19 protein-coding genes and 1 riboswitch are annotated in these 20,689 nt (G+C 60.8%); of the genes, 10 read left to right on the top strand and 9 right to left on the bottom strand.

All coding sequences use genetic code 11. From position 1 onward, the window contains the following. Positions 1 to 85: 85 nt before the first annotated feature. Positions 86 to 481 carry a DUF1090 domain-containing protein gene (locus HBN98_RS10400; protein WP_064589603.1) on the top strand — a complete coding sequence of 132 codons (396 nt, stop codon included), beginning with the start codon at positions 86 to 88 and terminating at the stop codon, positions 479 to 481. Positions 482 to 658: 177 nt separating this feature from the next. On the opposite strand, the gene HBN98_RS10405 is transcribed toward HBN98_RS10400, so the two are convergent. Then, positions 659 to 1,108, bottom strand: coding sequence for a c-type cytochrome (locus HBN98_RS10405; protein WP_083367686.1), 450 nt, complete (start codon positions 1,106 to 1,108; stop codon positions 659 to 661). A 128-nt stretch (positions 1,109 to 1,236) separates the two neighbouring features. Here HBN98_RS10405 and mltA point away from each other — a divergent pair, with 128 nt between their 5' ends. After that, positions 1,237 to 2,415, top strand: a complete 1,179-nt coding sequence (gene mltA / locus HBN98_RS10410) for a murein transglycosylase A (protein ID WP_083367685.1) — start codon at positions 1,237 to 1,239, stop codon at positions 2,413 to 2,415. Between the two features lie 116 nt (positions 2,416 to 2,531). On the opposite strand, the gene HBN98_RS10415 is transcribed toward mltA, so the two are convergent. Together HBN98_RS10415 and HBN98_RS10420 are read right to left on the bottom strand one after the other, a co-directional pair. Further along, the gene (locus tag HBN98_RS10415; protein ID WP_064589606.1) at positions 2,532 to 2,915 is read right to left on the bottom strand and encodes an MAPEG family protein; all 384 of its coding nucleotides are present in this window, start codon (positions 2,913 to 2,915) and stop codon (positions 2,532 to 2,534) included. A 40-nt stretch (positions 2,916 to 2,955) separates the two neighbouring features. After that, positions 2,956 to 3,789 (bottom strand): EamA family transporter, encoded by an 834-nt coding sequence (locus HBN98_RS10420; protein WP_064589607.1) that lies wholly within the window; start codon positions 3,787 to 3,789, stop codon positions 2,956 to 2,958. Positions 3,790 to 3,946: 157 nt separating this feature from the next. Between HBN98_RS10420 and HBN98_RS10425 the strand changes: the two genes are divergently transcribed. Then, the gene (locus HBN98_RS10425) at positions 3,947 to 5,212 is read left to right on the top strand and encodes a cation:proton antiporter (RefSeq protein WP_064589608.1); all 1,266 of its coding nucleotides are present in this window, start codon (positions 3,947 to 3,949) and stop codon (positions 5,210 to 5,212) included. On the opposite strand, the gene HBN98_RS10430 is transcribed toward HBN98_RS10425, so the two are convergent. Together HBN98_RS10430 and HBN98_RS10435 are read right to left on the bottom strand one after the other, a co-directional pair. Further along, positions 5,213 to 6,118, bottom strand: coding sequence for a formate/nitrite transporter family protein (locus HBN98_RS10430; RefSeq protein ID WP_064589609.1), 906 nt, complete (start codon positions 6,116 to 6,118; stop codon positions 5,213 to 5,215). A gap of 198 nt (positions 6,119 to 6,316) precedes the next feature. Beyond that, complete coding sequence (locus HBN98_RS10435) at positions 6,317 to 6,724, bottom strand: acyl-CoA thioesterase (protein ID WP_003229043.1); 408 nt, start codon at positions 6,722 to 6,724, stop codon at positions 6,317 to 6,319. A 196-nt stretch (positions 6,725 to 6,920) separates the two neighbouring features. Next, positions 6,921 to 7,019: riboswitch (S-adenosyl-L-homocysteine riboswitch) on the top strand. A gap of 23 nt (positions 7,020 to 7,042) precedes the next feature. On the opposite strand from HBN98_RS10435, the gene ahcY reads away from it, so the two are divergent. The 4 genes from ahcY to HBN98_RS10455 all read left to right on the top strand — a co-directional run bounded on the left by ahcY (position 7,043) and on the right by HBN98_RS10455 (position 12,566). Continuing rightward, complete coding sequence (ahcY, locus tag HBN98_RS10440) at positions 7,043 to 8,452, top strand: adenosylhomocysteinase (RefSeq protein ID WP_064589610.1); 1,410 nt, start codon at positions 7,043 to 7,045, stop codon at positions 8,450 to 8,452. Positions 8,453 to 8,641: 189 nt separating this feature from the next. Further along, the gene (gene metF, locus HBN98_RS10445) at positions 8,642 to 9,487 is read left to right on the top strand and encodes a methylenetetrahydrofolate reductase [NAD(P)H] (protein ID WP_047297145.1); all 846 of its coding nucleotides are present in this window, start codon (positions 8,642 to 8,644) and stop codon (positions 9,485 to 9,487) included. 169 nt (positions 9,488 to 9,656) lie between these two features. Next, positions 9,657 to 10,469, top strand: coding sequence for a substrate-binding periplasmic protein (locus HBN98_RS10450; protein WP_083367684.1), 813 nt, complete (start codon positions 9,657 to 9,659; stop codon positions 10,467 to 10,469). 222 nt (positions 10,470 to 10,691) lie between these two features. After that, positions 10,692 to 12,566, top strand: coding sequence for an RNA helicase RhlE2 (locus HBN98_RS10455; protein WP_083367683.1), 1,875 nt, complete (start codon positions 10,692 to 10,694; stop codon positions 12,564 to 12,566). 332 nt (positions 12,567 to 12,898) lie between these two features. Here HBN98_RS10455 and HBN98_RS10460 read toward each other — a convergent pair whose 3' ends face one another. From HBN98_RS10460 to HBN98_RS10470, 3 genes are all read right to left on the bottom strand, one after another. Next, complete coding sequence (locus HBN98_RS10460; protein ID WP_083367682.1) at positions 12,899 to 13,477, bottom strand: YceI family protein; 579 nt, start codon at positions 13,475 to 13,477, stop codon at positions 12,899 to 12,901. A 32-nt stretch (positions 13,478 to 13,509) separates the two neighbouring features. Next, on the bottom strand, positions 13,510 to 14,061 hold the full coding sequence (locus HBN98_RS10465; protein ID WP_025109173.1) for a cytochrome b: 552 nt from the start codon (positions 14,059 to 14,061) through the stop codon (positions 13,510 to 13,512). 391 nt (positions 14,062 to 14,452) lie between these two features. Further along, the gene (locus HBN98_RS10470) at positions 14,453 to 16,240 is read right to left on the bottom strand and encodes a flavin monoamine oxidase family protein (protein ID WP_083367681.1); all 1,788 of its coding nucleotides are present in this window, start codon (positions 16,238 to 16,240) and stop codon (positions 14,453 to 14,455) included. Between the two features lie 223 nt (positions 16,241 to 16,463). Here HBN98_RS10470 and HBN98_RS10475 point away from each other — a divergent pair, with 223 nt between their 5' ends. Further along, positions 16,464 to 17,870 carry an adenosylmethionine--8-amino-7-oxononanoate transaminase gene (locus HBN98_RS10475; protein WP_083367680.1) on the top strand — a complete coding sequence of 469 codons (1,407 nt, stop codon included), beginning with the start codon at positions 16,464 to 16,466 and terminating at the stop codon, positions 17,868 to 17,870. A 152-nt stretch (positions 17,871 to 18,022) separates the two neighbouring features. Further along, the gene (locus HBN98_RS10480) at positions 18,023 to 18,742 is read left to right on the top strand and encodes a 16S rRNA (uracil(1498)-N(3))-methyltransferase (protein WP_083367679.1); all 720 of its coding nucleotides are present in this window, start codon (positions 18,023 to 18,025) and stop codon (positions 18,740 to 18,742) included. A gap of 93 nt (positions 18,743 to 18,835) precedes the next feature. Here the strand turns inward: HBN98_RS10480 and trhA are convergent, their stop codons facing one another. Then, positions 18,836 to 19,453, bottom strand: coding sequence for a PAQR family membrane homeostasis protein TrhA (gene trhA, locus HBN98_RS10485; RefSeq protein ID WP_083367678.1), 618 nt, complete (start codon positions 19,451 to 19,453; stop codon positions 18,836 to 18,838). Between the two features lie 212 nt (positions 19,454 to 19,665). Between trhA and HBN98_RS10490 the strand changes: the two genes are divergently transcribed. Then, on the top strand, positions 19,666 to 20,586 hold the full coding sequence (locus tag HBN98_RS10490; protein WP_083367677.1) for a LysR family transcriptional regulator: 921 nt from the start codon (positions 19,666 to 19,668) through the stop codon (positions 20,584 to 20,586). Positions 20,587 to 20,689 lie beyond the last annotated feature (103 nt).

The following is a 20,689-nucleotide window of genomic DNA, read 5'->3' on the forward strand; positions in this document are numbered from 1 at the left end:
CCCTGGCAGCCGGGAACCCAAGGGCCGTCAGACGCTCAAACAGCGCAGTGCCCCCGACCCGACTGCCTTTGCACATGGAGCTTTTATGAAATTTCTTGCACCGCTCGCCTTGCTGACTCTCTGTGGCGTCCTGGCCGCTCCTGTGATGGCCGACGAAGACGCCCCGGGCCTGACCGGTTGTGCCGCCAAGAAGCAGGGCATCATCAATCAGATCGAACAGGCCAAATCCCGTGGCAACGCCGAGCAGCAGGCCGGTCTGCAAACCGCTCTGGATGAAGTGACCAAGAACTGCACCGATGCCGGCCTGAAGAAAGAACGCGAAAACAAGGTGCTGGAAGCCAAGCACGAAGTCAGCAAGCGCCAGGCTGATCTCGATAAGGCAATGAAGAAAGGCGATCCGGAGAAGATCGACAAGCGCAAGAACAAGCTCGCCGAGTCGCGCAAAGAGCTGCAGGACGCGCTGGATCAGATCGACAAGTAACCCGTATTGAAGGAGATTTCCTGTGGCGAGGGAGCTTGCTCCCGCTCGGCGCCGCCGCCGTCGCAAACCCATTCAATCGAGTTGAGTCTGTTCGGTTGAATGGGGTTGGAGCCGCTTCGCGGCCCAGCGGGAGCAAGCTCCCTCGCCACAGTCTTCAGTTGTCCGGCAGCCTCACAATCAATGATCCCGAAACTCTTTATGGCAAGCGCTGCAGGCATCTTCAACTTTCTGCACCGCCGGCCCCAGGTTGCTGACCTTGTATGGCTGGACCTTGCTGGCGATCACCAATTCACCGGTGGCGGCTTCAAGGTTACGGGCCAATTCCTGAAAGCGGGCCTGACGCGACCAGACATCATCCTTGGCACTGGTGTGATCTTCTTCGCGCACCTGCGGGAAATGCTTCCACGGCTCATGGGACAACGCATCAAGCTTCACCGCGCCGTCGGCGAATTTCGGCCCGTCGAACGGAATGCGTCCACGCAACATGCCGCCCAGGTCTTCGCCGGTCTTGAGCATCTGCTTGAAGATCGCTTTGCGCTGACCCAGCGGGGAATCCGGATCGACACCGCCGCAGGCGGACAAGGTCAGACAGGCCAGCAATACAACAGAAATTCTTTTAAGAGTCATGGTGGCTTCAGGTCACGGAATTCGGCGGCCAGTATCCTCGCGTCACCGACAAACACCAATAGCCCTATTAAAAATACGGGTTGCCGGAGCGCATGGAGCACTCGGACAACCGCCACAGGAATCACTCCATGAACAGCCGCTCCAAGGCCTGGCGTCACCCACTGATCGCAACCCTGCCACTGCTGGCGATCCTTGCCGGCTGTACCGGCGGCGACACTGCCAAACCAAAAACCCATGCCTTGGCCACGTATTCCAGCGCCACTTGGGAAGCCTTGCCGGCCGTGTCCGACAGCGATCTGGTCGCCGGCTTCGGCTCATGGCGCAGCGCCTGCACCCGACTCAAGGCCGATCCGGTCTGGGGCGGCACCTGCGCCGCCGCAGCCAACGTGCCGCAGAGCGCCAACGAGATCCGCGCATTCCTCAAGCAGAACCTCGACGTGTTCGGTCTGCGCGCCGAGAACGACAACCCCAACGGCTTGATCACCGGTTACTACGAACCGGTCTACCCCGGCAGCCTGACGCCCACCGACGTGGCCAACGTGCCGGTGTACGGCGTGCCCGAAGACATGATCATCGTGTCGCTGGACAGCATTTACCCCGAACTCAAGGGCAAGCGCCTGCGCGGTCGCCTTGAAGGTCGGGTGCTCAAGCCGTACGACGACGCCGCAACCATCGAATCCAAAGGCGTCAAAGCCCCGGTGGTGGCGTACCTGACCGACCCGATGAATCTGCAATTTCTGCAGATTCAGGGCTCCGGGCGGATTCAGACGGCGGACGGCAAACAACTGCGTATCGCCTACGCCGACCAGAACGGCCACCCGTACCGACCGATCGGCCGCTGGCTGGTGGAACAGGGCGAGTTAAAGAAAGAAGACGTGACCATGAGCGCGATCAGCAACTGGGCCAAGGCCAACCCGTCGCGCATTCCGGAACTGCTAGGCAGCAACCCGAGCTACGTGTTCTTCACCCGCAACCCGGACAGCAACGAAGGTCCGCGCGGCTCGCTGAACGTGCCGCTGACTGCTGGTTACAGCGCGGCGGTAGACCGCAAGGTGATTCCGCTGGGCAGCCTGTTGTGGCTGTCGACCACCCGCCCGGATGGCACGGCGCTGGTTCGTCCGGTCGCGGCGCAGGACACCGGTGGCGCAATTGCCGGTGAGGTTCGTGCGGATCTGTTCTGGGGCACTGGCGATGCGGCCGGGCAACTGGCCGGGTACATGAAACAGCAGGGGCAGATCTGGATGCTCTGGCCCAAAGGCGCGGCATTGCCGCAAGTGCCTCAGGTTGCCGATACGGAGAAGAAGTAACTACTAGATCATCGGTGACTGTTAGATAGCCATCGCGAGCTGGCTCACTCCTACATTTGGAATGCGTCCCCCTGTAGGCGTGAGCCTGCTCGCGATGAAGCCATCAGCAACAATAATCAGACCGACACAAAGAAGAACGCAGCAATCAACCCCATCCCGATAAACCACACCACTGAACGCAGGATCGCCCAGTCCGCCAGGTAGCAGATGATGTACAGCAGGCGACTGGTGATGAACATCACCGCCAGCACGTTCACTGTCACCAACTGTGCCGTGCCCACCAGGTGCGCAACGATCACCGCCGCCGCAAAGGCCGGGGTCACTTCAAAACTGTTCAGTTGCGCCGCATGCGCCCGTCGCGCCACGCCCCCCACGCTTTCAAGAAAATCCCGGGGATCATGGTTGTCCCTGAGTCTGAAACCGCCAGTGGCCTTGGCCACGATCGTGCACAGATACGGCAGGAAAATCGCGATCAACACACACCACAAAGCCACTGTCATAACGCCGTCCTTTCTTCTGATTTATCGGAATCGCGGGCAGTCAGAACTTCATCACCAGCATGCCGATCAGCACCAACCCACAGGCTAAGAGCCGCGGCTTGCCGAAAGGTTCTTTCAGATAGCGCATGCCAAACAGCACCACCAGAATCACGCTGATCTCGCGCAAGGCCGCTGCCTCGGCAATCGAGCCCAGCTGCATCGCCCACAGCACCAGAGCGTAGCTGAACAACACGCAGAACCCGACCGCCAGCCCGAGCTTCCACTGCTCGCGCCAGAACACCAGGAACGCCGGACGTTTGGCGACCCACGCCAGCAATGGAAACGGCCAGGCGCTGAGCAGCGTAACCCAGACCAGGTAATCCAGCGGATGCGACCAGCGCCGCAAAGCCTGGCCGTCGATGTAGGTGTAGCAACCGATGCACAGCCCGATCAGCGCCACCACCGGCAGCATCGACCAGGGCAAATGCTTCCCGCCGCCGCCCTGCCAGAGCAGGCAGGCCATGCCCAATGGAATCAGCATGATCCCGAAGATCTGCTGCGCGGTCAGCACTTCGCCGGCGAAGATCAGGGTCAGCGCCAGTACCACCAGCGGCGACAAGCCGCGCATCAGCGGATAGACCAGCCCGAGGTCGCCGACCCGATAGGCCTGAATCAGCAGATAGCGATACAGCAGCTCGAACGCCGCCGAAGCCAGAATCCACGGCCAGATATCCAGCGGCGGCAGGCTGATGAAGGGCAACGCCAGTGCCACAAACAACAGCGCCACCGTGTCCATGCACGCGACCACCAGCAGCCGCTCGGCGCTGAACTTGATCAGGGTATTCCACGCCGCATGCAACAGCGCCGCTATCAACACCAGAACTGTCGCCAGCATGTTCTACTCCTTGTTTTTTGCGGTTGACCCTACACCAATGTCTGCGGCTGACCAACCGAGGGGAGATGATTGTGTCCCCACCCCGGATCAGCCCATCCAACCTTTGCACCGAAGAATCGGGGCGCTGTCTTTCCACCCCCCATCCAAAGGACCCCGGATGCTTGAACTCGTAGCCGCATTCATCTGCCTCACCACCCTCCTCACCTTCGTCAATTACCGCTTCATCGGCCTGCCGCCGACCATCGGCGTGATGGTCACCGCGCTGATGTTCTCCCTGTTGCTGCAAGGCCTGAGCCTGCTCGGCTACCCCGGCCTGGAGGAACGCGTACAGCAACTGATCGGCCAGATCGACTTCGGCGATCTGCTGATGAACTGGATGCTGTCGTTCCTGCTGTTCGCCGGCGCCCTGCACGTCAACCTCAACGACCTGCGCAGCTATCGCTGGCCGATCGGCCTGCTGGCGACCTTCGGTGTGCTGATTGCCACCGTCGTGATCGGCAGCCTCGCCTATTACATTTTTGCCCTGTTCGGTTGGCACGTGAGCTTCCTTTACTGCCTGCTGTTCGGCGCGCTGATTTCGCCGACCGACCCGATTGCGGTGCTCGGCGTTTTGCGTACGGCCAATGCCTCCAAGCCGCTGAAAACCACGATCGTCGGCGAGTCGCTGTTCAACGACGGTACTGCGGTGGTGGTGTTTACCGTGCTGCTGGGCATCGCCCAACTGGGCGAGACGCCGACGATCAGCGCCACGGCCATGCTGTTCGTTCACGAAGCCATCGGCGGCGTGCTGTTCGGCGGGCTGATCGGTTATGGGGTGTACCGGATGATCAAAAGCGTCCAGCAGCATCAGATCACGGTGATGCTGACCCTGGCGCTGGTGATCGGCGGTTCGGCGATGGCCACCGAGCTGCACGTCTCGGCGCCGATTGCGATGGTGGTGGCCGGTCTGATCATCGGTAACCTGGGGCGCAACCTGGCGATGAACGACATGACCCGCAAATACCTCGACGGCTTCTGGGAGCTGCTCGATGACATGCTCAACGCCTTGCTGTTCGCGCTGATCGGCATGGAGCTGTTGCTGCTGCCGTTCAACTGGGCGCACGTGGCGGCGGCCAGTTTGCTGGCGCTGGCGATTCTGCTGTCGCGCCTGCTCACCGTGGCCCCGGCCATCGTCCTGCTGCGGCGCTGGCGCACAGTGCCGCGCGGCACCATCCGCATCCTGACCTGGGGCGGTTTGCGCGGCGGTGTGTCGGTGGCACTGGCGCTGGCCCTGCCATTGGGTCCGGAGCGCGATCTGCTTTTGAGCATCACCTACATCGTGGTGCTGTCGTCGATCCTGTTGCAGGGTCTGACCATCGGCAAACTGGTCAAGCATGCCACCCGTGACGAGCCGGCCACTGCGGCCGAGCCCGCACACCACTGATCATTTTCTGATCTGCTGCGGGTCAGGCTTGTCGGCCTGATCCGCAGACTGTTTCGCCTTGCCTGTCTCTTTCGGCACGCCGCTCTCGCTGCGGATCTGCGCATGGCTGATCAGGGCGAAGATGAAGCTGCCGCCGATGATATTGCCCGCCAGCGTCGGCCCGGCGAACACCATCCAGAAATCACTCCACGGCAGCTCGCCGGCAAACACCAGATACGACACTTCCGCCGACCCGACCACGATGTGGGTGAAGTCGCCCAGCGCCATCAGGTAAGTGATGAGGATGATGATCCACATCTTGGCGCTTTCCATGGACGGGATCATCCAGACCATGGTGGCGATCATCCAGCCGGAGACGATGCCCTTGGCGAACATCTGGCTGGCGTGGTTTTCCATGACCTTGCGGCCGATTTCGAGGAAGGCGTGATCGGTCTTGGTGTCGAAGATCGGCAACTCGAGCATCACGTACGCCACCAGAATTGTGCCGCACAAATTGCCGAACAGGACGACGCCCCACAAGCGGATCAACCGGCCGAAATTGGCCAGGGTCGGTTTGGACATCACCGGCAGGACGGCGGTCAGGGTGTTTTCGGTGAACAGTTGCTGGCGCGCGAGGATCACCGCAAGGAAACCCGCGCAGTAGCCGAAGCTGGCGATCACCTTGAATTCATCGCCTTCGGGCAGGCGCGAATTGAGCAGGCCCATGCCCATCAGCGACAGGCCCATGGTCAGCCCTGCCGCCAACGCCGACCACCACAACGCGGCGATGCTGCGCTCCAGTTCCTGGTCGCCCTGGGTGCGGATGATTTCATGCAGAACCGCCGCGCGAGGCGGCTGGCTTTTCTCGACTTCATGTTTTTCATCGGTCGAGAGGTTGGGGGTCTTGCCGTCTGTCGGGGTGCTCATGGCGCGGGAACCAGGTGGGGGGCTTTCAGCTACGACCTATGCCCATTGGAATACGTTCTGTAGGAGCTGCCGAAGGCTGCGATCTTTTGATTTTGCTCTACCCGAACACCGTCAAAGATCGCAGCCTTCGGCAGCTCCTACAGGTCCAGAGTCAACCCTGTGGGAGCTAGCCTGCCAGCGATAGCCATACCCCTGATGTCATTTGGTAACGAGTTCATCTTCCTTGAACTGGTCTTTGACGTACTTGATCTCGGTCCGCCCGTGCGGTGCCGGCAGGCCGTCCTCGCCCAGGTTCACGAAGACCATTTTCTCGACCGTGAGGATGCTCTTGCGGGTGATCTTGTTGCGCACCTCGCAGGTCAGGGTGATCGAGGTGCGACCGAACTCGGTAGCGGTGATGCCCAGTTCGATGATGTCGCCCTGGCGCGAGGCGCTGACGAAGTTGATTTCGGAAATGTACTTGGTCACCACGCGCTGATTGCCCAACTGGACGATGGCGTAGATCGCCGCTTCTTCGTCGATCCAGCGCAGCAGGCTGCCGCCGAACAGGGTGCCGTTGGGGTTCAGGTCTTCGGGTTTTACCCATTTGCGGGTGTGGAAATTCATGTTCACTCCTGAGCGTTTGCCGAAAGATGGCGTCATCTTGGCAGACCGAGCGGTCATGCTCCATGAGCCTTCTACTATGGTCGCCATTAGCGATCTTCATCTGGCCGACAGAAACCCTTTGGAAGATCAGTCTAGACGGCTATAATCGCCCCCGTTTCAAAACGGTAACGTTCACTTGCTACCGTTTTCCCGCCACCTGTCCGAGGGGCGCTGCAGCAGGTTCAACCTGTCAGGCTCGGATGGGGCGTTGACTGGCCACGGCCGGACACTAAACGCACAACGGCGCCCATTCGCATACATTACGAATGGAGGCTCTTCATGAGCGCTGTTATCACGCCTGCAGATTTTAACGATTACAAAGTTGCCGATATGTCCCTGGCTGCCTGGGGTCGTCGCGAAACCATCATCGCCGAATCGGAAATGCCAGCCCTGATGGGTCTGCGCCGCAAATACGCTGCCGAGCAACCGCTCAAGGGCGCGAAAATCCTCGGCTGCATCCACATGACCATTCAGACCGCCGTGCTGATCGAAACCCTGGTTGCCCTGGGTGCCGAAGTACGCTGGTCGTCCTGCAACATCTTCTCGACTCAGGATCAGGCTGCTGCGTCCATCGCCGCTGCCGGCATCCCGGTTTTCGCCTGGAAAGGCGAGACTGAAGAAGAGTACGAGTGGTGCCTGGAGCAGACCATCCTCAAGGATGGCCAGCCATGGGACGCCAACATGATCCTCGACGACGGCGGCGACCTGACTCAGCTGCTGCACGACAAGTACCCGCAAGTGCTGGACCGCGTTCACGGCGTGACAGAAGAGACCACCACCGGCGTTCACCGCCTGCTGGACATGCTGGCCAAGGGCGAGCTGAAGATCCCGGCCATCAACGTCAACGACTCGGTGACCAAGTCCAAGAACGACAACAAGTACGGCTGCCGTCACAGCCTGAACGATGCAATCAAGCGCGGTACCGACCACCTGCTGTCCGGCAAGCAAGCGCTGGTCATCGGTTACGGTGACGTGGGCAAGGGCTCCGCGCAGTCCCTGCGTCAGGAAGGCATGATCGTCAAGGTTTCCGAAGTTGACCCGATCTGCGCCATGCAGGCCTGCATGGACGGTTTCGAACTGGTTTCGCCGTTCATCGACGGGATCAACGACGGCACCGAAGCCAGCATTGATAAAGCGCTGCTGGGCAAGATCGACCTGATCGTGACCACCACCGGTAACGTCAACGTTTGCGACGCCAACATGCTCAAAGCGCTGAAAAAGCGTGCTGTTGTCTGCAACATCGGTCACTTCGACAACGAAATCGACACCGCTTTCATGCGCAAGAACTGGGCATGGGAAGAAGTGAAGCCACAGGTACACAAGATCCACCGTACCGGCCCTGGCGCATTCGACGCACAGAACGACGACTACCTGATCCTGCTGGCAGAAGGCCGTCTGGTGAACCTGGGCAACGCCACCGGTCACCCGAGCCGCATCATGGACGGTTCGTTCGCCAACCAGGTACTGGCGCAGATCTTCCTGTTCGGCCAGAAGTACGCCGACCTGTCGCCAGCCCAGAAAGCCGAGCGCCTGACCGTTGAAGTACTGCCGAAGAAACTCGACGAAGAAGTGGCCCTGGAAATGGTTCGCGGCTTCGGCGGCGTGGTCACTCAACTGACCAAGCAACAGGCTGACTACATCGGCGTGACCGTCGAAGGCCCGTTCAAGCCGCACGCTTACCGCTACTAAGTAACCGGCTGCTTCATTTGCTGGAATGACTTGTTGTGGCGAGGGAGCTTGCTCCCGCTGGGTTGCGAAGCGACCCCAGGATTTTGGGAGCGCTGCGCGCTCCAGCGGGAGCAAGCTCCCTCGCCACATGCAAGCTCGCTCCTACAGATGAAACATACCGCAGGCTTACGTGTTTTCAAGGGTATGACCATGTCCCAAGACCGTCGCTACAGCTTCGAGTTCTTCCCGACCAAGACCGATGCTGGGCATGAAAAGCTGCTCAACGTTGCCCGTCAGTTGGCAACGTACAATCCCGATTTCTTCTCCTGCACCTATGGCGCCGGGGGTTCGACCCGTGATCGCACCCTCAACACCGTTCTGCAACTGGAAAGCGAAGTCAAAGTACCGGCCGCACCGCACCTGTCGTGCGTCGGCGACAGCAAGGACGACCTGCGCGGCCTGCTGAACGAGTACAAGGCGGCCGGCATCAAGCGCATCGTTGCCCTGCGCGGCGACCTGCCGTCCGGCATGGGCATGACCAGCGGCGAGCTGCGACACGCCAATGAGCTGGTTGAATTCATTCGTGAAGAAACCGCCGATCACTTCCACATCGAAGTCGCCGCTTACCCGGAGATGCATCCGCAAGCGCGCAACTACGAAGACGATCTCGCCAACTTCGTGCGCAAGGCTCGCGCCGGCGCCGACAGCGCGATCACCCAGTATTTCTTCAACGCCGACAGCTACTTCTACTTCGTCGATCGTTTGCAGGCACTGGGCGTGGACATTCCAGTGGTGCCGGGGATCATGCCGATCACCAACTACAGCAAACTCGCGCGCTTCTCCGATGCCTGCGGTGCGGAAATCCCGCGCTGGATCCGCAAGCAACTGGAAGCCTACGGCGATGACAGCCAGAGCATTCAGCGCTTTGGCGAGCAAGTCGTCAGCGAAATGTGCGAACGCCTGCTGCAGGGTGGCGCCCCAGGGCTGCACTTCTATTCCATGAACCAGGCCGAACCGAGCCTGGCAATCTGGAATAACCTGAAGTTGCCGCGTTGAGGCAGCTGCAAGCTTCAAGCTGAAAGCGACAAGCAAGATCAAGAGATCGCAGCCTTCGGCAGCTCCTACAGGGGTGTCGCAGCTGCGATCTTTTGCTTTTAAATGCCCGAATTAGAGCTTGTGCAGCCACTTTCTGGCTCTTTCGCGTTTCTCGTCGTAATCTCAAGCCATGCCTTTGATCGCGCAATTATTCACGGTGCTGGTTTTTGCTTGCCTGAGCTTTGCCGCTCGGGGCGAGAAGTTGCGTATTGTCACCGAGCCGTGGGCACCTTACGTCTACGAAGAGGACAGCAAGAAACTCGGCCTGGACTACGAAACCACCGCCATCGTGTTCAAACGCCTGGGCATCGAGGTGGAATGGCAGTTCCTGCCGTGGAAGCGCTGCCTGTCGATGCTCGAAACCGGCCAGGCCGACGGCGCGCTGGACATCTTTCACAGCGTCGAACGCGACGCCACCCTGCTCTATCCCAGCGAACCGCTGTCGGACGTCGAATTCGTGATGTTCTACGCCAAGGACCGCCCGCACCCGTTCCATCAGCTCGAAGACCTCAAAGGCCTGACCATTGGCACTTCGCCGGGGTATCTGTACAGCCCGGACTTCAGCGAATCGACGCTGTTTACCCGCGAGCCGGCACCGACCCACGAGGCCAACTTCGGCAAACTGCTGCGCGGACGCATCGACTTGCTGATCACCGATCGCCGCGTCGGTCAGCACTTGCTTGATCAGCTGAATATCCGCGATCAAATCACCGAAAACCCCACCGTCATCAGTCGTCAGAGCCAATATCTTGCAGTTCGACGCAATGCCGGGATGGATCTGCTGGTGCAGCGTTTCGGCGCCGAACTCAAACGTTTCAAGCGTGAACCGGCCTACGCCGAGCTCAGCGCACGCTACGGCGCAGCCCCGGCTGGCACCGCGCCGCTGAGCAACGCGTCGGCCAGCAGCAAAACCGTTGAGCAGCAGGAAAGCAGCGCGCAGTGATTGCTCTGTTATACTCCGGCGTTCCCGCCAGGCTCACGCCCGGACGCCCGGAACCGTAACAGGCCTCTAGACCCGCTACAGCGCAGCTTTTCAGCCCGCGCGAGCGCTCCTGACGTGCCTTCGAGACCGCCGCAGGACCGGACGGGATCGCGTCCTCTTAAACGCGATTCGCGCCAGGCAAGACTCCCATTGGGCCAAGCCCTAACTAAAACAGGATTACTCATGTCCTTTGCTTCCCTCGGTCTCTCCGAGGCTTTAGTCCGTGCCATCGAAGATGCGGGCTATACCGAGCCTACTCCGGTGCAACAGCGGGCCATTCCCGCCGTGTTGCAAGGTCGCGACCTGATGGTTGCGGCACAGACAGGTACCGGTAAAACCGGCGGTTTCGCCCTTCCGATCCTGGAGCGGTTGTTCCCCAACGGTCACCCGGACAAATCCCAGCGTCATGGCCCGCGCCAACCGCGCGTACTGGTCCTGACCCCGACCCGCGAACTCGCGGCGCAGGTTCACGAGAGCTTCAAGATCTACGCCCGTGACCTGAAATTCGTCAGCGCCTGCATCTTCGGCGGCGTCGGCATGAACCCGCAGGTTCAGGCCATGTCCCGTGGCGTTGACGTCCTTGTTGCCTGCCCGGGTCGTTTGCTCGACCTGTGCGGCCAGGGCAGCGTTGACCTGTCCCACGTGGAAATCCTCGTCCTCGACGAAGCCGACCGCATGCTCGACATGGGCTTCGTCCACGACGTGAAGAAAGTCCTCGCGCGTCTGCCGGCCAAGCGTCAGAACCTGCTGTTCTCGGCGACTTTCTCCAAAGACATCACCGACCTCGCCGGCAAGCTGCTGCACAACCCGGAACGCATCGAAGTGACGCCGCCGAACACCACGGTCGAGCGCATCGAGCAACGTGTGTTCCGTCTGCCGGCCAGCCACAAGCGTGCTCTGCTGGCGCACCTGATCACCGCAGGCGCCTGGGAACAGGTGCTGGTGTTCACCCGCACCAAGCACGGCGCCAACCGCCTGGCCGAGTACCTGGACAAACACGGCCTGCCCGCCGTCGCGATCCACGGCAACAAGAGCCAGAACGCCCGCACCAAAGCCCTGGCTGACTTCAAGGCCGGCGAAGTGCGCATTCTGGTAGCGACCGACATCGCCGCTCGCGGTCTGGACATCGACCAGTTGCCACACGTGGTCAACTTCGAACTGCCGAACGTCGATGAAGACTACGTGCACCGTATCGGCCGTACGGGCCGTGCCGGTCGTTCGGGCGAGGCGATCTCGCTGGTGGCCCCGGACGAAGAAAAACTGCTGAAAAGCATCGAACGCATGACCAAGCAGAAAATCGCCGATGGCGATCTGATGGGCTTCGATTCCAGCACCATCGAGGCCGAGAAGCCTGAAGTGCGTGAGCGTCCGGACATGCGCAACCCGCGCAATTCCCGTGGCCCGCGTGGTGACGGTCCGAATGGCGGCGGGGGTGGCGGCGGTCGCAAAGACAAAGGCAAGGACAAGGGCAAGGAAAAACCGGCCGGCGAACGCGGCGAGCGCCCTGCCCGCCAGCAAAAGCCACGCGAAGGCACCCCGGCCCGCGAACAACGTCCGAGCCAGCCACCACGCGCCGCTGCTGATCGTGCACCGGACGAGTTCCTCGACGACGATATCGATAACTTCGGTAACCGCGTTGACTACGTGCCGAAAGCTGCCCCGGCCGGTGGCCGTGGTCGCCGTCCAGGCGCACCAGGTCAGGGTGCTGGTGCCGGCGCGCCACGCGGCGGTCAGCCGCAGGGTCGCCAGAACGGTCCGCGCAACAGCAACGGTTCGAGCACCGGCACCCCGCCGGCCAAACGCAACGGCCCGCGCAACGGTGCTCCGCGTGACGGCCAGGGCCGTCGTGACGAATCGTCGTCCTCGTCGCGCAACCGCCGTCCGGCCCGTGATGATCAACCACGTACCGAGCCAGCCGTGCAGAACCCGCGCAGCACCGGGCCGAAGATCATGCACAAGGAGTCCAAGGCTGACCGCTTCCCGACACCTGAGCAGCTCGATCAACTGCCGACCCGCCCGCGCGGCGAAAAACCAGCCTTGCTGACCCGCAATCGCTGATTTGCCGCTGCAATGAAAAATGCCCCGACTCGAAAGAGCCGGGGCATTTTTTATGCTGCCAAGAATATCCCTGAATCCTTCCAATCCCCCTGTTTACACCAAACACCGTGGCGAGGGGATTTATCCCCGATCGGCTGCGAAGCAGTCGCAAACCATTCAACGCGGTACGCCTGATACCCTTCAGTTGACGGTCATGGGGCCGCTGCGCGACCCATCGGGGATAAATCCCCTCGCCACAAAACCCCATCCCCACAGGGACCAGTAATGTGAAGGGCAATAAAAAACGCCCCCAGCCTTTCGACCGGGGGCGTTTTTTATGTGTCAGGCGAAAGTTACTTAACTTTCACGCCTTCCAGCGAGATATCCAGATCCGCGGTTTGAGAGGTAGGGCCTGGGCCCTTGATCCCGAAATCGTTCAGGTTGAGGGTGGTCTTGGCGTTGAAGCCAGCACGCTCACCGCCCCATGGATCCTTGCCTTCGCCATTGAACGTGGCCTTGAAGGTCACAGGCTTGGTCACGCCGTGCAGGGTCAGGTCACCGGTCACGTCGGCAGTTTTGTCACCAGTCGATTTGACGGCGGTGGAGACGAACTTGGCGTCAGCGAATTTGCCCACGTCCAGGAAGTCTTTGCTGGCGATGTGCTTGTCACGCTCAGCGTGGTTCGACCACAGGCTGGCAGTTTTCACGTCCACGGAGATCTTGCTGGCTTCAGGCTTGGCCGAATCCCACGAGAACGTACCGTCGAAGTCTTTGAACGTACCGTGGATGAAGCTGTAACCCAGGTGGCTGATTTTCCAGTCAACGAAGGCGTGCTGGCCTTCCTTGTCGATTTTGTAATCCGCAGCCATGGCCTGACCAGCCGAGAGCAGTGCAGAACCGATTGCCAGAGCGGCCAGAGTCTTTTTCAACATGCTTTCTTTTCCTTTGGAGTCGAGGTTGAACATCAGGCTTTGCGACCCAGCATTCGCGTCAGGGTCGCATCACGATCGATAAAGTGGTGCTTCAATGCTGCCAACGCATGGAGGCCGGAAAAAATTACCAGCGCCCACGCCAGCCACAGGTGAATCACCCCAGCGGTATCTGCCTGATCCGGTAGCCCGGAAACCAGTGCAGGAACTTCAAACAGGCCAAACACCGGAATCCCGACACCGTCTGCGGTGGAAATCAGGTAACCGGCAATCATCACAGCGAACAGCGCGAGGTACAGAAACCCGTGGCCGAATTTGGCGCCGATGCGGGTCATGCGGCTGTAGCTTTGCAGTGTCGGCGGTGGTGGGCTGATAAAGCGCCAGAGCACCCGCAACACCATCACACCCAACAGCACCAGACCGATGCTCTTGTGCAGATCCGGCGCGTCTTTGCGCCAGCTGCTGTAGTAATCCAGCCCCACCATCCACAGACCCAGCGCGAACAGCCCGAAGACCGCCAGCGCCACGCCCCAGTGCATGAAGATGCTGACCCAACCATAGCGCGAAGAAGAGTTACGTAGCTGCATTGCCCAAATCCTGTGAGAACTGCGAACCAAGACTAGCGAGTTATCTATCGAATTAAAGCGGAAAATTTTGCTTTGAAATATCGAGAAATACGATCAAGAGTCTTGAGCATGGTGGTTAAGGAAAGATTAAACGGAAAAAGTGTGGCGGGATGTGGATAAGGCTTGCGCAATAAAATACGCACTTGTGGCGAGGGAGCTTGCTCCCGCCGGAGGCCGAAGGACTCCCGATACAGCCTGCGCGGTGAATGGGAAATACCGGGCTGCCTGGGTTTACGACCGCTCCGCGGCCGAGCGGGACGGGCGACGATCGACAAGCTCCCTCGCCACAGAGGTGGTGCTCAGGCAAAAAAAAGCGCGGCCTGAGCCGCGCTTTTTCGTTCACCGCAAAGCCTTACTGCGCTTTGCTGTCGGTGCTTGCCGCCGGAGCCGGAGTTGCAGCGGGTTTTGCTGCTGGCTTCTTCGCCGGCTCAGCCTTTTTCGCTGCTGGCTTGGCCGCGGCTTTCTTCGCCTCGGTTTTGGCCGCCGGTTTCTTCGCCGCTGGCTTGGCTGGCGCTTTCTTCGCCGGTTCAGCTTTCACCGGGGCAGCGGGTTTCGGCGCTTCCACCGGAGCTGGCGCAGGGGCTGGAGCCGATGCCGGCGCAGGTGCCGCTGGTGCTGGAGTTGGCTCTGGCGCCTTCACAGGCTCTGGTTTCTTCTCGTCATCCGAACCGCCAAACAGGTTGCTGAAGAAGTTGCCCTTCTTCGCCGCCACGGCACCCGCCGCGCCTGCCGCTGCTGCTGCCGGAACCACTTTGACCGGTTCAAACGACTTGCCGGCTGCCAGGTCTTCAACCTGACTGGCCGCACGCTGACCAGTGCGCAGCGCACCTTCCAGGGTGCCCGGGTACAGGGTGTCGGTGTGTTCGCCAGCGAACGCTACGCGTTGCAGCGGACGCTCCCACATGCGCCAGAACTTGCTGATCTGACCCGGGCCGTAAGCCAGGTAGGCGCCGCCCATCGACGGGTCGGTGCTGTAGCGACGGATTTCATAACCGGTGAACGAGCCACGGGCCTGTGGATAAAACGCGTGCAGACGGATCAGCACCTGATCGACCATCTGCTTGTCGCCGAACGCCTGCATCACGCGAGCGTTGTCGCCAGACAGGTTGATCACCACGTTGGCGCCGCCCTTCAGCGCCGGTTCGATCCAGAGCATGCCGAGGCCGGCGTTGCTGTAAATCTCGCCGGACATGCGCGCCTTGCTTTCCCAGACCGGCGTCTTGAACTTGAGCATGATCTGGTCGCGCCAGCCGTAGTTGGTGCCCTTGATCGCTGCCAGGTGCTGAGCGTCCAGCGCCGGGGTCAGGGCAATCTTGTTCAGCGCGCGCAATGGCACGGCCAGCACCACGTAGTCGGCCTGGTAGCCAACACTGCCGACCTTGACGGTCACGCCGTCCTTGTCCTGAGTGATCGCCGAGACCGGCGAGTTGGTCTTGATGGTCTTGATCTGCTTGACGAAGGCCTGGGCCAGCACCTGGCTGCCGCCGACCAGACGCGAGGCGCGCAGGTCACGGTCGGAGATGCCGCGATAGACACGGTTCTGCTGGGCGAAATACAGCAGCGACAGACGCGACGGCTCGTCGTAGTGGGTGCGGATGTCCTGGTTGATCAACTGACGCGCCGTGGCCGGCAGGTTCTGCTTGTCGAGCCAGTTCGACACGTTGATCTGGTCCAGCGCGTGCAGCGTGTTGGTCGCGGCCGGGTTCTGCGGGTCGTCGATCGAGCGCGCCAGATCGTCGAGGGTTTTCTGGTAGCGCTTCAAGGCCTCGGCGGTGGCCGGCTGCTTGGTCGCCAGATCGGCAGCGGAGAAATACTCGCCGTCGATCAGATAACCCGGTGTACGCACGAATTCAGGGGCTGGCGTGGTGCTCAGCTTGAACGTCGAGACGTACTTGTTCAGCACCGGCTGGGTCTTGTCGTTGCCGATCCACTCGCTGGTGGCCATGCCGGAGCGACCGCCCAGACTCGGTTTGGCTTCCAGCAGGGTGACCTGCCAGCCCTTGTTCTGCAGCTCGTAAGCCGCGGTCAGGCCCGACAGGCCGCCGCCGATCACGATTGCGGTTTTATCCTTGGCCAGCGCCGTAACGCTGAACAGCCCCAACATCACCAGCGCACAGGCGCGCAGCCAACCGACAGACATTCAGCGAACTCCGGAAATACACGTAGGAAAAAGCAGTTTTGCGGATCAGACGACCCAAAGAACCGCGAAGAATACGTCAGCCATCAAAACGCCGCCAGCGACGTCTATCGGCCTATACAAAGTAGCTCAATCGACACAATGGGTTGTCCCCGCGCGATGCATCTCATAGGCTTGCGCGATTGTTTGCCCGCGCCTGACGCGAGCCGCCTCGAGGAGACTGTAAATGGGCCTGAATAATCAGTGGATGCAACGCGACCTCGCGGTGCTGTGGCATCCCTGCACCCAGATGAAAGACCACGAACAGCTGCCACTGATCCCGATCAAGCGCGGTGAAGGCGTGTGGCTCGAAGACTTCGAAGGCAAGCGCTACCTCGACGCCGTCAGCTCCTGGTGGGTCAACGTGTTCGGCCACGCCAACCCGCGCATCAACCAGCGCATCAAGGATCAGGTCGATCAACTGGAACACGTGATCCTCGCCGGTTTCAGCCATCAGCCGGTGATCGAGCTGTCCGAGCGTCTGGTGAAGATGACGCCCGAGGGCCTGAACCGGGTGTTCTACGCCGATAACGGGTCGTCCTGCATCGAAGTGGCGCTGAAAATGAGCTTTCACTATTGGCTCAACCGTGGTCAGCCGAACAAGAAACGCTTCGTCACCCTGACCAACAGCTACCACGGCGAAACCATGGCGGCGATGGCGGTCGGCGACGTGCCGCTGTTCACCGAAACCTATAAAGCGCTGCTGATGGACACCATCAAGGTGCCGAGCCCGGATTGCTACGGGCGCCCACAAGGCATGAGCTGGGAAGAACACTCGCGCAACCTGTTCGCGGCCATGGAACAAACCCTGGCAGAGCATCATGACAGTGTTGCGGCCGTCATCGTCGAGCCGCTGATTCAGGGCGCCGGCGGCATGCGCATGTATCACCCGGTGTACCTCAAGCTGCTGCGCGAAGCCTGCGACCGCTATGGCGTGCACCTGATCCACGACGAAATCGCCGTCGGCTTCGGCCGTACCGGGACCATGTTCGCCTGTGAACAGGCCGGCATCCGCCCGGACTTCCTCTGCCTGTCCAAGGCCCTGACCGGCGGCTACCTGCCGCTGGCCGCGTGCCTGACCACCGACGAGGTCTACAGCGCGTTCTACGACGACTACCCGACCCTGCGCGCCTTCCTCCATTCGCACAGCTACACCGGCAACCCGCTGGCCTGTGCGGCGGCGCTGGCGACCCTGGATATCTTCGAGCAGGACAACGTCATCGAGAACAACAAGGCCCTGGCCCAGCGCATGGCCTCGGCCACCGCGCATCTGGTCGATCACCCGAACGTCTCTGAGGTGCGCCAGACCGGCATGGTGCTGGCCATCGAGATGGTCAAGGATAAAGCCACCAAAGAGGCCTACCCTTGGCAGGAGCGACGCGGCCTGAAGGTGTTCCAGCATGCGCTGGAGCGCGGCGCGTTGCTGCGGCCGCTGGGCAGCGTGGTGTATTTCCTGCCGCCGTACGTGATCACCCCGGAGCAGATCGACTTCCTCGCCGAAGTCGCCAGCGAAGGCATCGACATCGCCACCCGTGACAGCGTCAGCGTGGCAGTGCCGAAGGATTTCCACCCGGGGTTCCGCGATCCGGGCTGATTCGGCTTACTTGAGATTTGCGGTGTCTGGACTGCCGCTTTCGCGAGCAGGCTCGCTCCCACAGGGGAATGCATTTCAAGTGTGGGAGCGAGCCTGCTCGCGAATGAAGTCGACACCTATCCAACTGATTCACATCTTTCCAGAGACCCGAAATGAGACTGTCCCGCTTCTTTATCGACGCCCCCCTGAGCACCGGCGAACACGAACTGCCGGAAGCCCAGGCGCATTACATCAGCCGCGTGCTGCGCATGGCCGAGGGCGATGCGGTGCAGTTGTTCGACGGCTCCGGCCATGAGTTCCGCGGATCGTTGGTGGAAGTCGGCAAGAAACGCGTGGTGGTGCAGATCGACGAGCAACTGGCCGGCCAGGTCGAATCGCCGTTGCAGATCCACCTCGGCCAGGGCCTGTCCCGGGGCGAGCGCATGGACTGGGCGATTCAGAAAGCCACCGAGCTGGGCGTGAGCGAAATCACCCCGATCTTCAGCGACCGCTGCGAAGTGCGCCTGAAGGACGAACGCGCCGACAAACGCCTGCTGCACTGGCGTCAGGTGGCGATCAGCGCCTGTGAGCAGTGCGGACGTTCGCGGGTGCCGGTGATTCATCCGCCAGTGCTGTTGGCGGACTGGATCAAGCAGACTGAAGCTGATCTGAAACTGGTGCTGCATCCGGTCGCCGAGCCGCTGGTGAGTCATGCCAAACCGGCGACCCTGGCGTTTCTGATCGGGCCGGAGGGTGGCTTGTCGGATGCCGAGGTTGAGCAGGCCAAGGGCAATGGCTTCCACGCTGCCCGCCTCGGCCCGCGAGTGTTGCGCACCGAGACCGCGCCGGTGGTTGCACTGGCGGTGGCTCAGCAACTTTGGGGGGACTTCTAAAGCGCTAAAAGATCGCAGCCTGCGGCAGCTCCTACAGGTGGATCGCGTTTCAACTGTAGGAGCTGCCGCAGGCTGCGATCTTTTGATCTTGCTTCAGAGGACATAAAACAGAATCGCCACAAAGTGCAGCAGACTCCCCGCGATCACAAACAGATGCCAGATCCCGTGCGCATGGCGCAACCGGTGATCCAGGGCAAAAAAGATGATCCCCACGGTGTACAACACGCCTCCCGTGGCCAGCCAGGCAAACCCGATGGTGCCCAGCGCCGCAATCAATGGCTTGACCGCCACCAGCACGATCCAGCCCATCACCGCGTAAATCACGATCGACAGAATCCGCGCCTCCGAGCGCGGCTTGATCTCTTGCAGGATGCCGATCAGCGCCAGCCCCCAGACAATCCCGAACAGCGTCCAGCCCCACGGCCCGCGCAGGGTCACCAGACAGAACGGCGTGTAGCTGCCGGCAATCAGCAGGTAGATCGAAAAGTGATCGACCTTCTTCATGATCGCTTTCTTGCGCCCGCGCACGCTGTGGTACACGGTCGAGGCGCTGTAGAGCACCAATAAGGTAAAGGCGTAGATCGCCACGCTGACAATCTTCCACGGACTGCCGTCGAGGCTGGCAATCACCAGCATCCATACGCCGCCGATAAACGCTGCCACTGCCCCGACCAGATGCGTCCAGGCGTTGAGTCTTTCCCCGTGATACATGTGTCACTCACCTCGTTATTCGTTACCGCAGCGCGCAAGGCTCGGGCCTTGAGCGTAAAAGCGCAATGTTTCCGTTAAACACGATCCCTGTAGGAGCTGCCGAAGGCTGCGATCTTTGTTTATCAAGATCAAAAGATCGCAGCCTTCGGCAGCTCCTACAAAGAGCGGCGCATACCGGGCACAATCGGCCGACATAAAAAAGAGTCCGCGCCATGCTGATCGACGAAGAATTGACCCTGAAAAAACTCGAGGTGTTCCTCGCCTTCATGCGCACCGGCAATCTGGCGCGGGCCGCTGCCGAGTTGCAGACCAGCAATGTCAGCGTGCACCGGGCGATCCATTCGCTGGAAAGCGCCCTGCGCTGCCCGCTGTTCAAGCACGAAGGCCGCAACCTGACGCCATTGGAAAGCGCCTACGTGCTCGAAGAGCGGGCGCAGAAGCTGATCCAGGACGTGGTCGAGAGCGTGCGCCTGACCCGCGAAGCTGCCGGATTCTCCGCTGAACGCTTCAAGCTCGGCTCGCTGTATTCGCTGACGGTGAAAACCGTACCGCAACTGATCATGGGCCTGAAGATCCGCCGCAGCGAACTCAACATCGACCTGATCCTCGGTTCGAACATCGACCTGCTCTACAAGCTGAAGAACATGGAAGTCGACGCGATCCTGGTGTCGCTGGACGACAGCATCAACGACCCGGACTGCGAGCAGATCCCGCTGTTCTCCGACGACATCTTCCTCGCCACCCCGGCGGATTCAAAGTTCGCGCAACGCAGCGAAGTCGATCTGGCCGAGGTCCGCGATGAAACATTTATCACCTTGACCCAGGGCTTTGCCACCCATCAGGACGGCAACCGGGTGTTCAAACAGGCGGGGTTCGAGCCGAAGGTGGCGATGCAGGTCAACGACATCTTCACCCTGCTGAGCATGGTCAGCTCCGGGGTCGGTTATGCGTTGCTGCCGGGAAGGATTGCGGCGGTCTATGAGAACCGGGTGAAGCTGATTCCGTTGCAGGAGAAGTATCGACTGCAGCAGCACATTGGCGTGGTGTTCTTGAAGGCCAAGGAGAGGGATCCGAACTTGCTGGCGTTGTTGGCGGAGTGTCGGATGTATGCCAATCGACAGGTTGGGATTTAGAGCAAAATCAAGATCAAGAGCTACCCCCTCACCCCAGCCCTCTCCCCCAAGGGGTAGAGGGGGAAAGGGAGCAGATCTTCATGCGTTTCAAGACCTGAGTCCG

The sequence above is a fragment of the Pseudomonas koreensis genome (assembly GCF_012986595.1).
Lineage (GTDB): Bacteria > Pseudomonadota > Gammaproteobacteria > Pseudomonadales > Pseudomonadaceae > Aquipseudomonas > Aquipseudomonas koreensis.

Bases quoted from the DNA above. Each gene is read 5' to 3' on its own strand.
- HBN98_RS10400 (WP_064589603.1), top strand. From the start codon at position 86: ATGAAATTTCTTGCACCGCTCGCCTTGCTGACTCTCTGTGGCGTCCTG.
- HBN98_RS10405 (WP_083367686.1), bottom strand. From the start codon at position 1,108: ATGACTCTTAAAAGAATTTCTGTTGTATTGCTGGCCTGTCTGACCTTG.
- mltA (WP_083367685.1), top strand. From the start codon at position 1,237: ATGAACAGCCGCTCCAAGGCCTGGCGTCACCCACTGATCGCAACCCTG.
- HBN98_RS10415 (WP_064589606.1), bottom strand. From the start codon at position 2,915: ATGACAGTGGCTTTGTGGTGTGTGTTGATCGCGATTTTCCTGCCGTAT.
- HBN98_RS10420 (WP_064589607.1), bottom strand. From the start codon at position 3,789: ATGCTGGCGACAGTTCTGGTGTTGATAGCGGCGCTGTTGCATGCGGCG.
- HBN98_RS10425 (WP_064589608.1), top strand. From the start codon at position 3,947: ATGCTTGAACTCGTAGCCGCATTCATCTGCCTCACCACCCTCCTCACC.
- HBN98_RS10430 (WP_064589609.1), bottom strand. From the start codon at position 6,118: ATGAGCACCCCGACAGACGGCAAGACCCCCAACCTCTCGACCGATGAA.
- HBN98_RS10435 (WP_003229043.1), bottom strand. From the start codon at position 6,724: ATGAATTTCCACACCCGCAAATGGGTAAAACCCGAAGACCTGAACCCC.
- ahcY (WP_064589610.1), top strand. From the start codon at position 7,043: ATGAGCGCTGTTATCACGCCTGCAGATTTTAACGATTACAAAGTTGCC.
- metF (WP_047297145.1), top strand. From the start codon at position 8,642: ATGTCCCAAGACCGTCGCTACAGCTTCGAGTTCTTCCCGACCAAGACC.
- HBN98_RS10450 (WP_083367684.1), top strand. From the start codon at position 9,657: ATGCCTTTGATCGCGCAATTATTCACGGTGCTGGTTTTTGCTTGCCTG.
- HBN98_RS10455 (WP_083367683.1), top strand. From the start codon at position 10,692: ATGTCCTTTGCTTCCCTCGGTCTCTCCGAGGCTTTAGTCCGTGCCATC.
- HBN98_RS10460 (WP_083367682.1), bottom strand. From the start codon at position 13,477: ATGTTGAAAAAGACTCTGGCCGCTCTGGCAATCGGTTCTGCACTGCTC.
- HBN98_RS10465 (WP_025109173.1), bottom strand. From the start codon at position 14,061: ATGCAGCTACGTAACTCTTCTTCGCGCTATGGTTGGGTCAGCATCTTC.
- HBN98_RS10470 (WP_083367681.1), bottom strand. From the start codon at position 16,240: ATGTCTGTCGGTTGGCTGCGCGCCTGTGCGCTGGTGATGTTGGGGCTG.
- HBN98_RS10475 (WP_083367680.1), top strand. From the start codon at position 16,464: ATGGGCCTGAATAATCAGTGGATGCAACGCGACCTCGCGGTGCTGTGG.
- HBN98_RS10480 (WP_083367679.1), top strand. From the start codon at position 18,023: ATGAGACTGTCCCGCTTCTTTATCGACGCCCCCCTGAGCACCGGCGAA.
- trhA (WP_083367678.1), bottom strand. From the start codon at position 19,453: ATGTATCACGGGGAAAGACTCAACGCCTGGACGCATCTGGTCGGGGCA.
- HBN98_RS10490 (WP_083367677.1), top strand. From the start codon at position 19,666: ATGCTGATCGACGAAGAATTGACCCTGAAAAAACTCGAGGTGTTCCTC.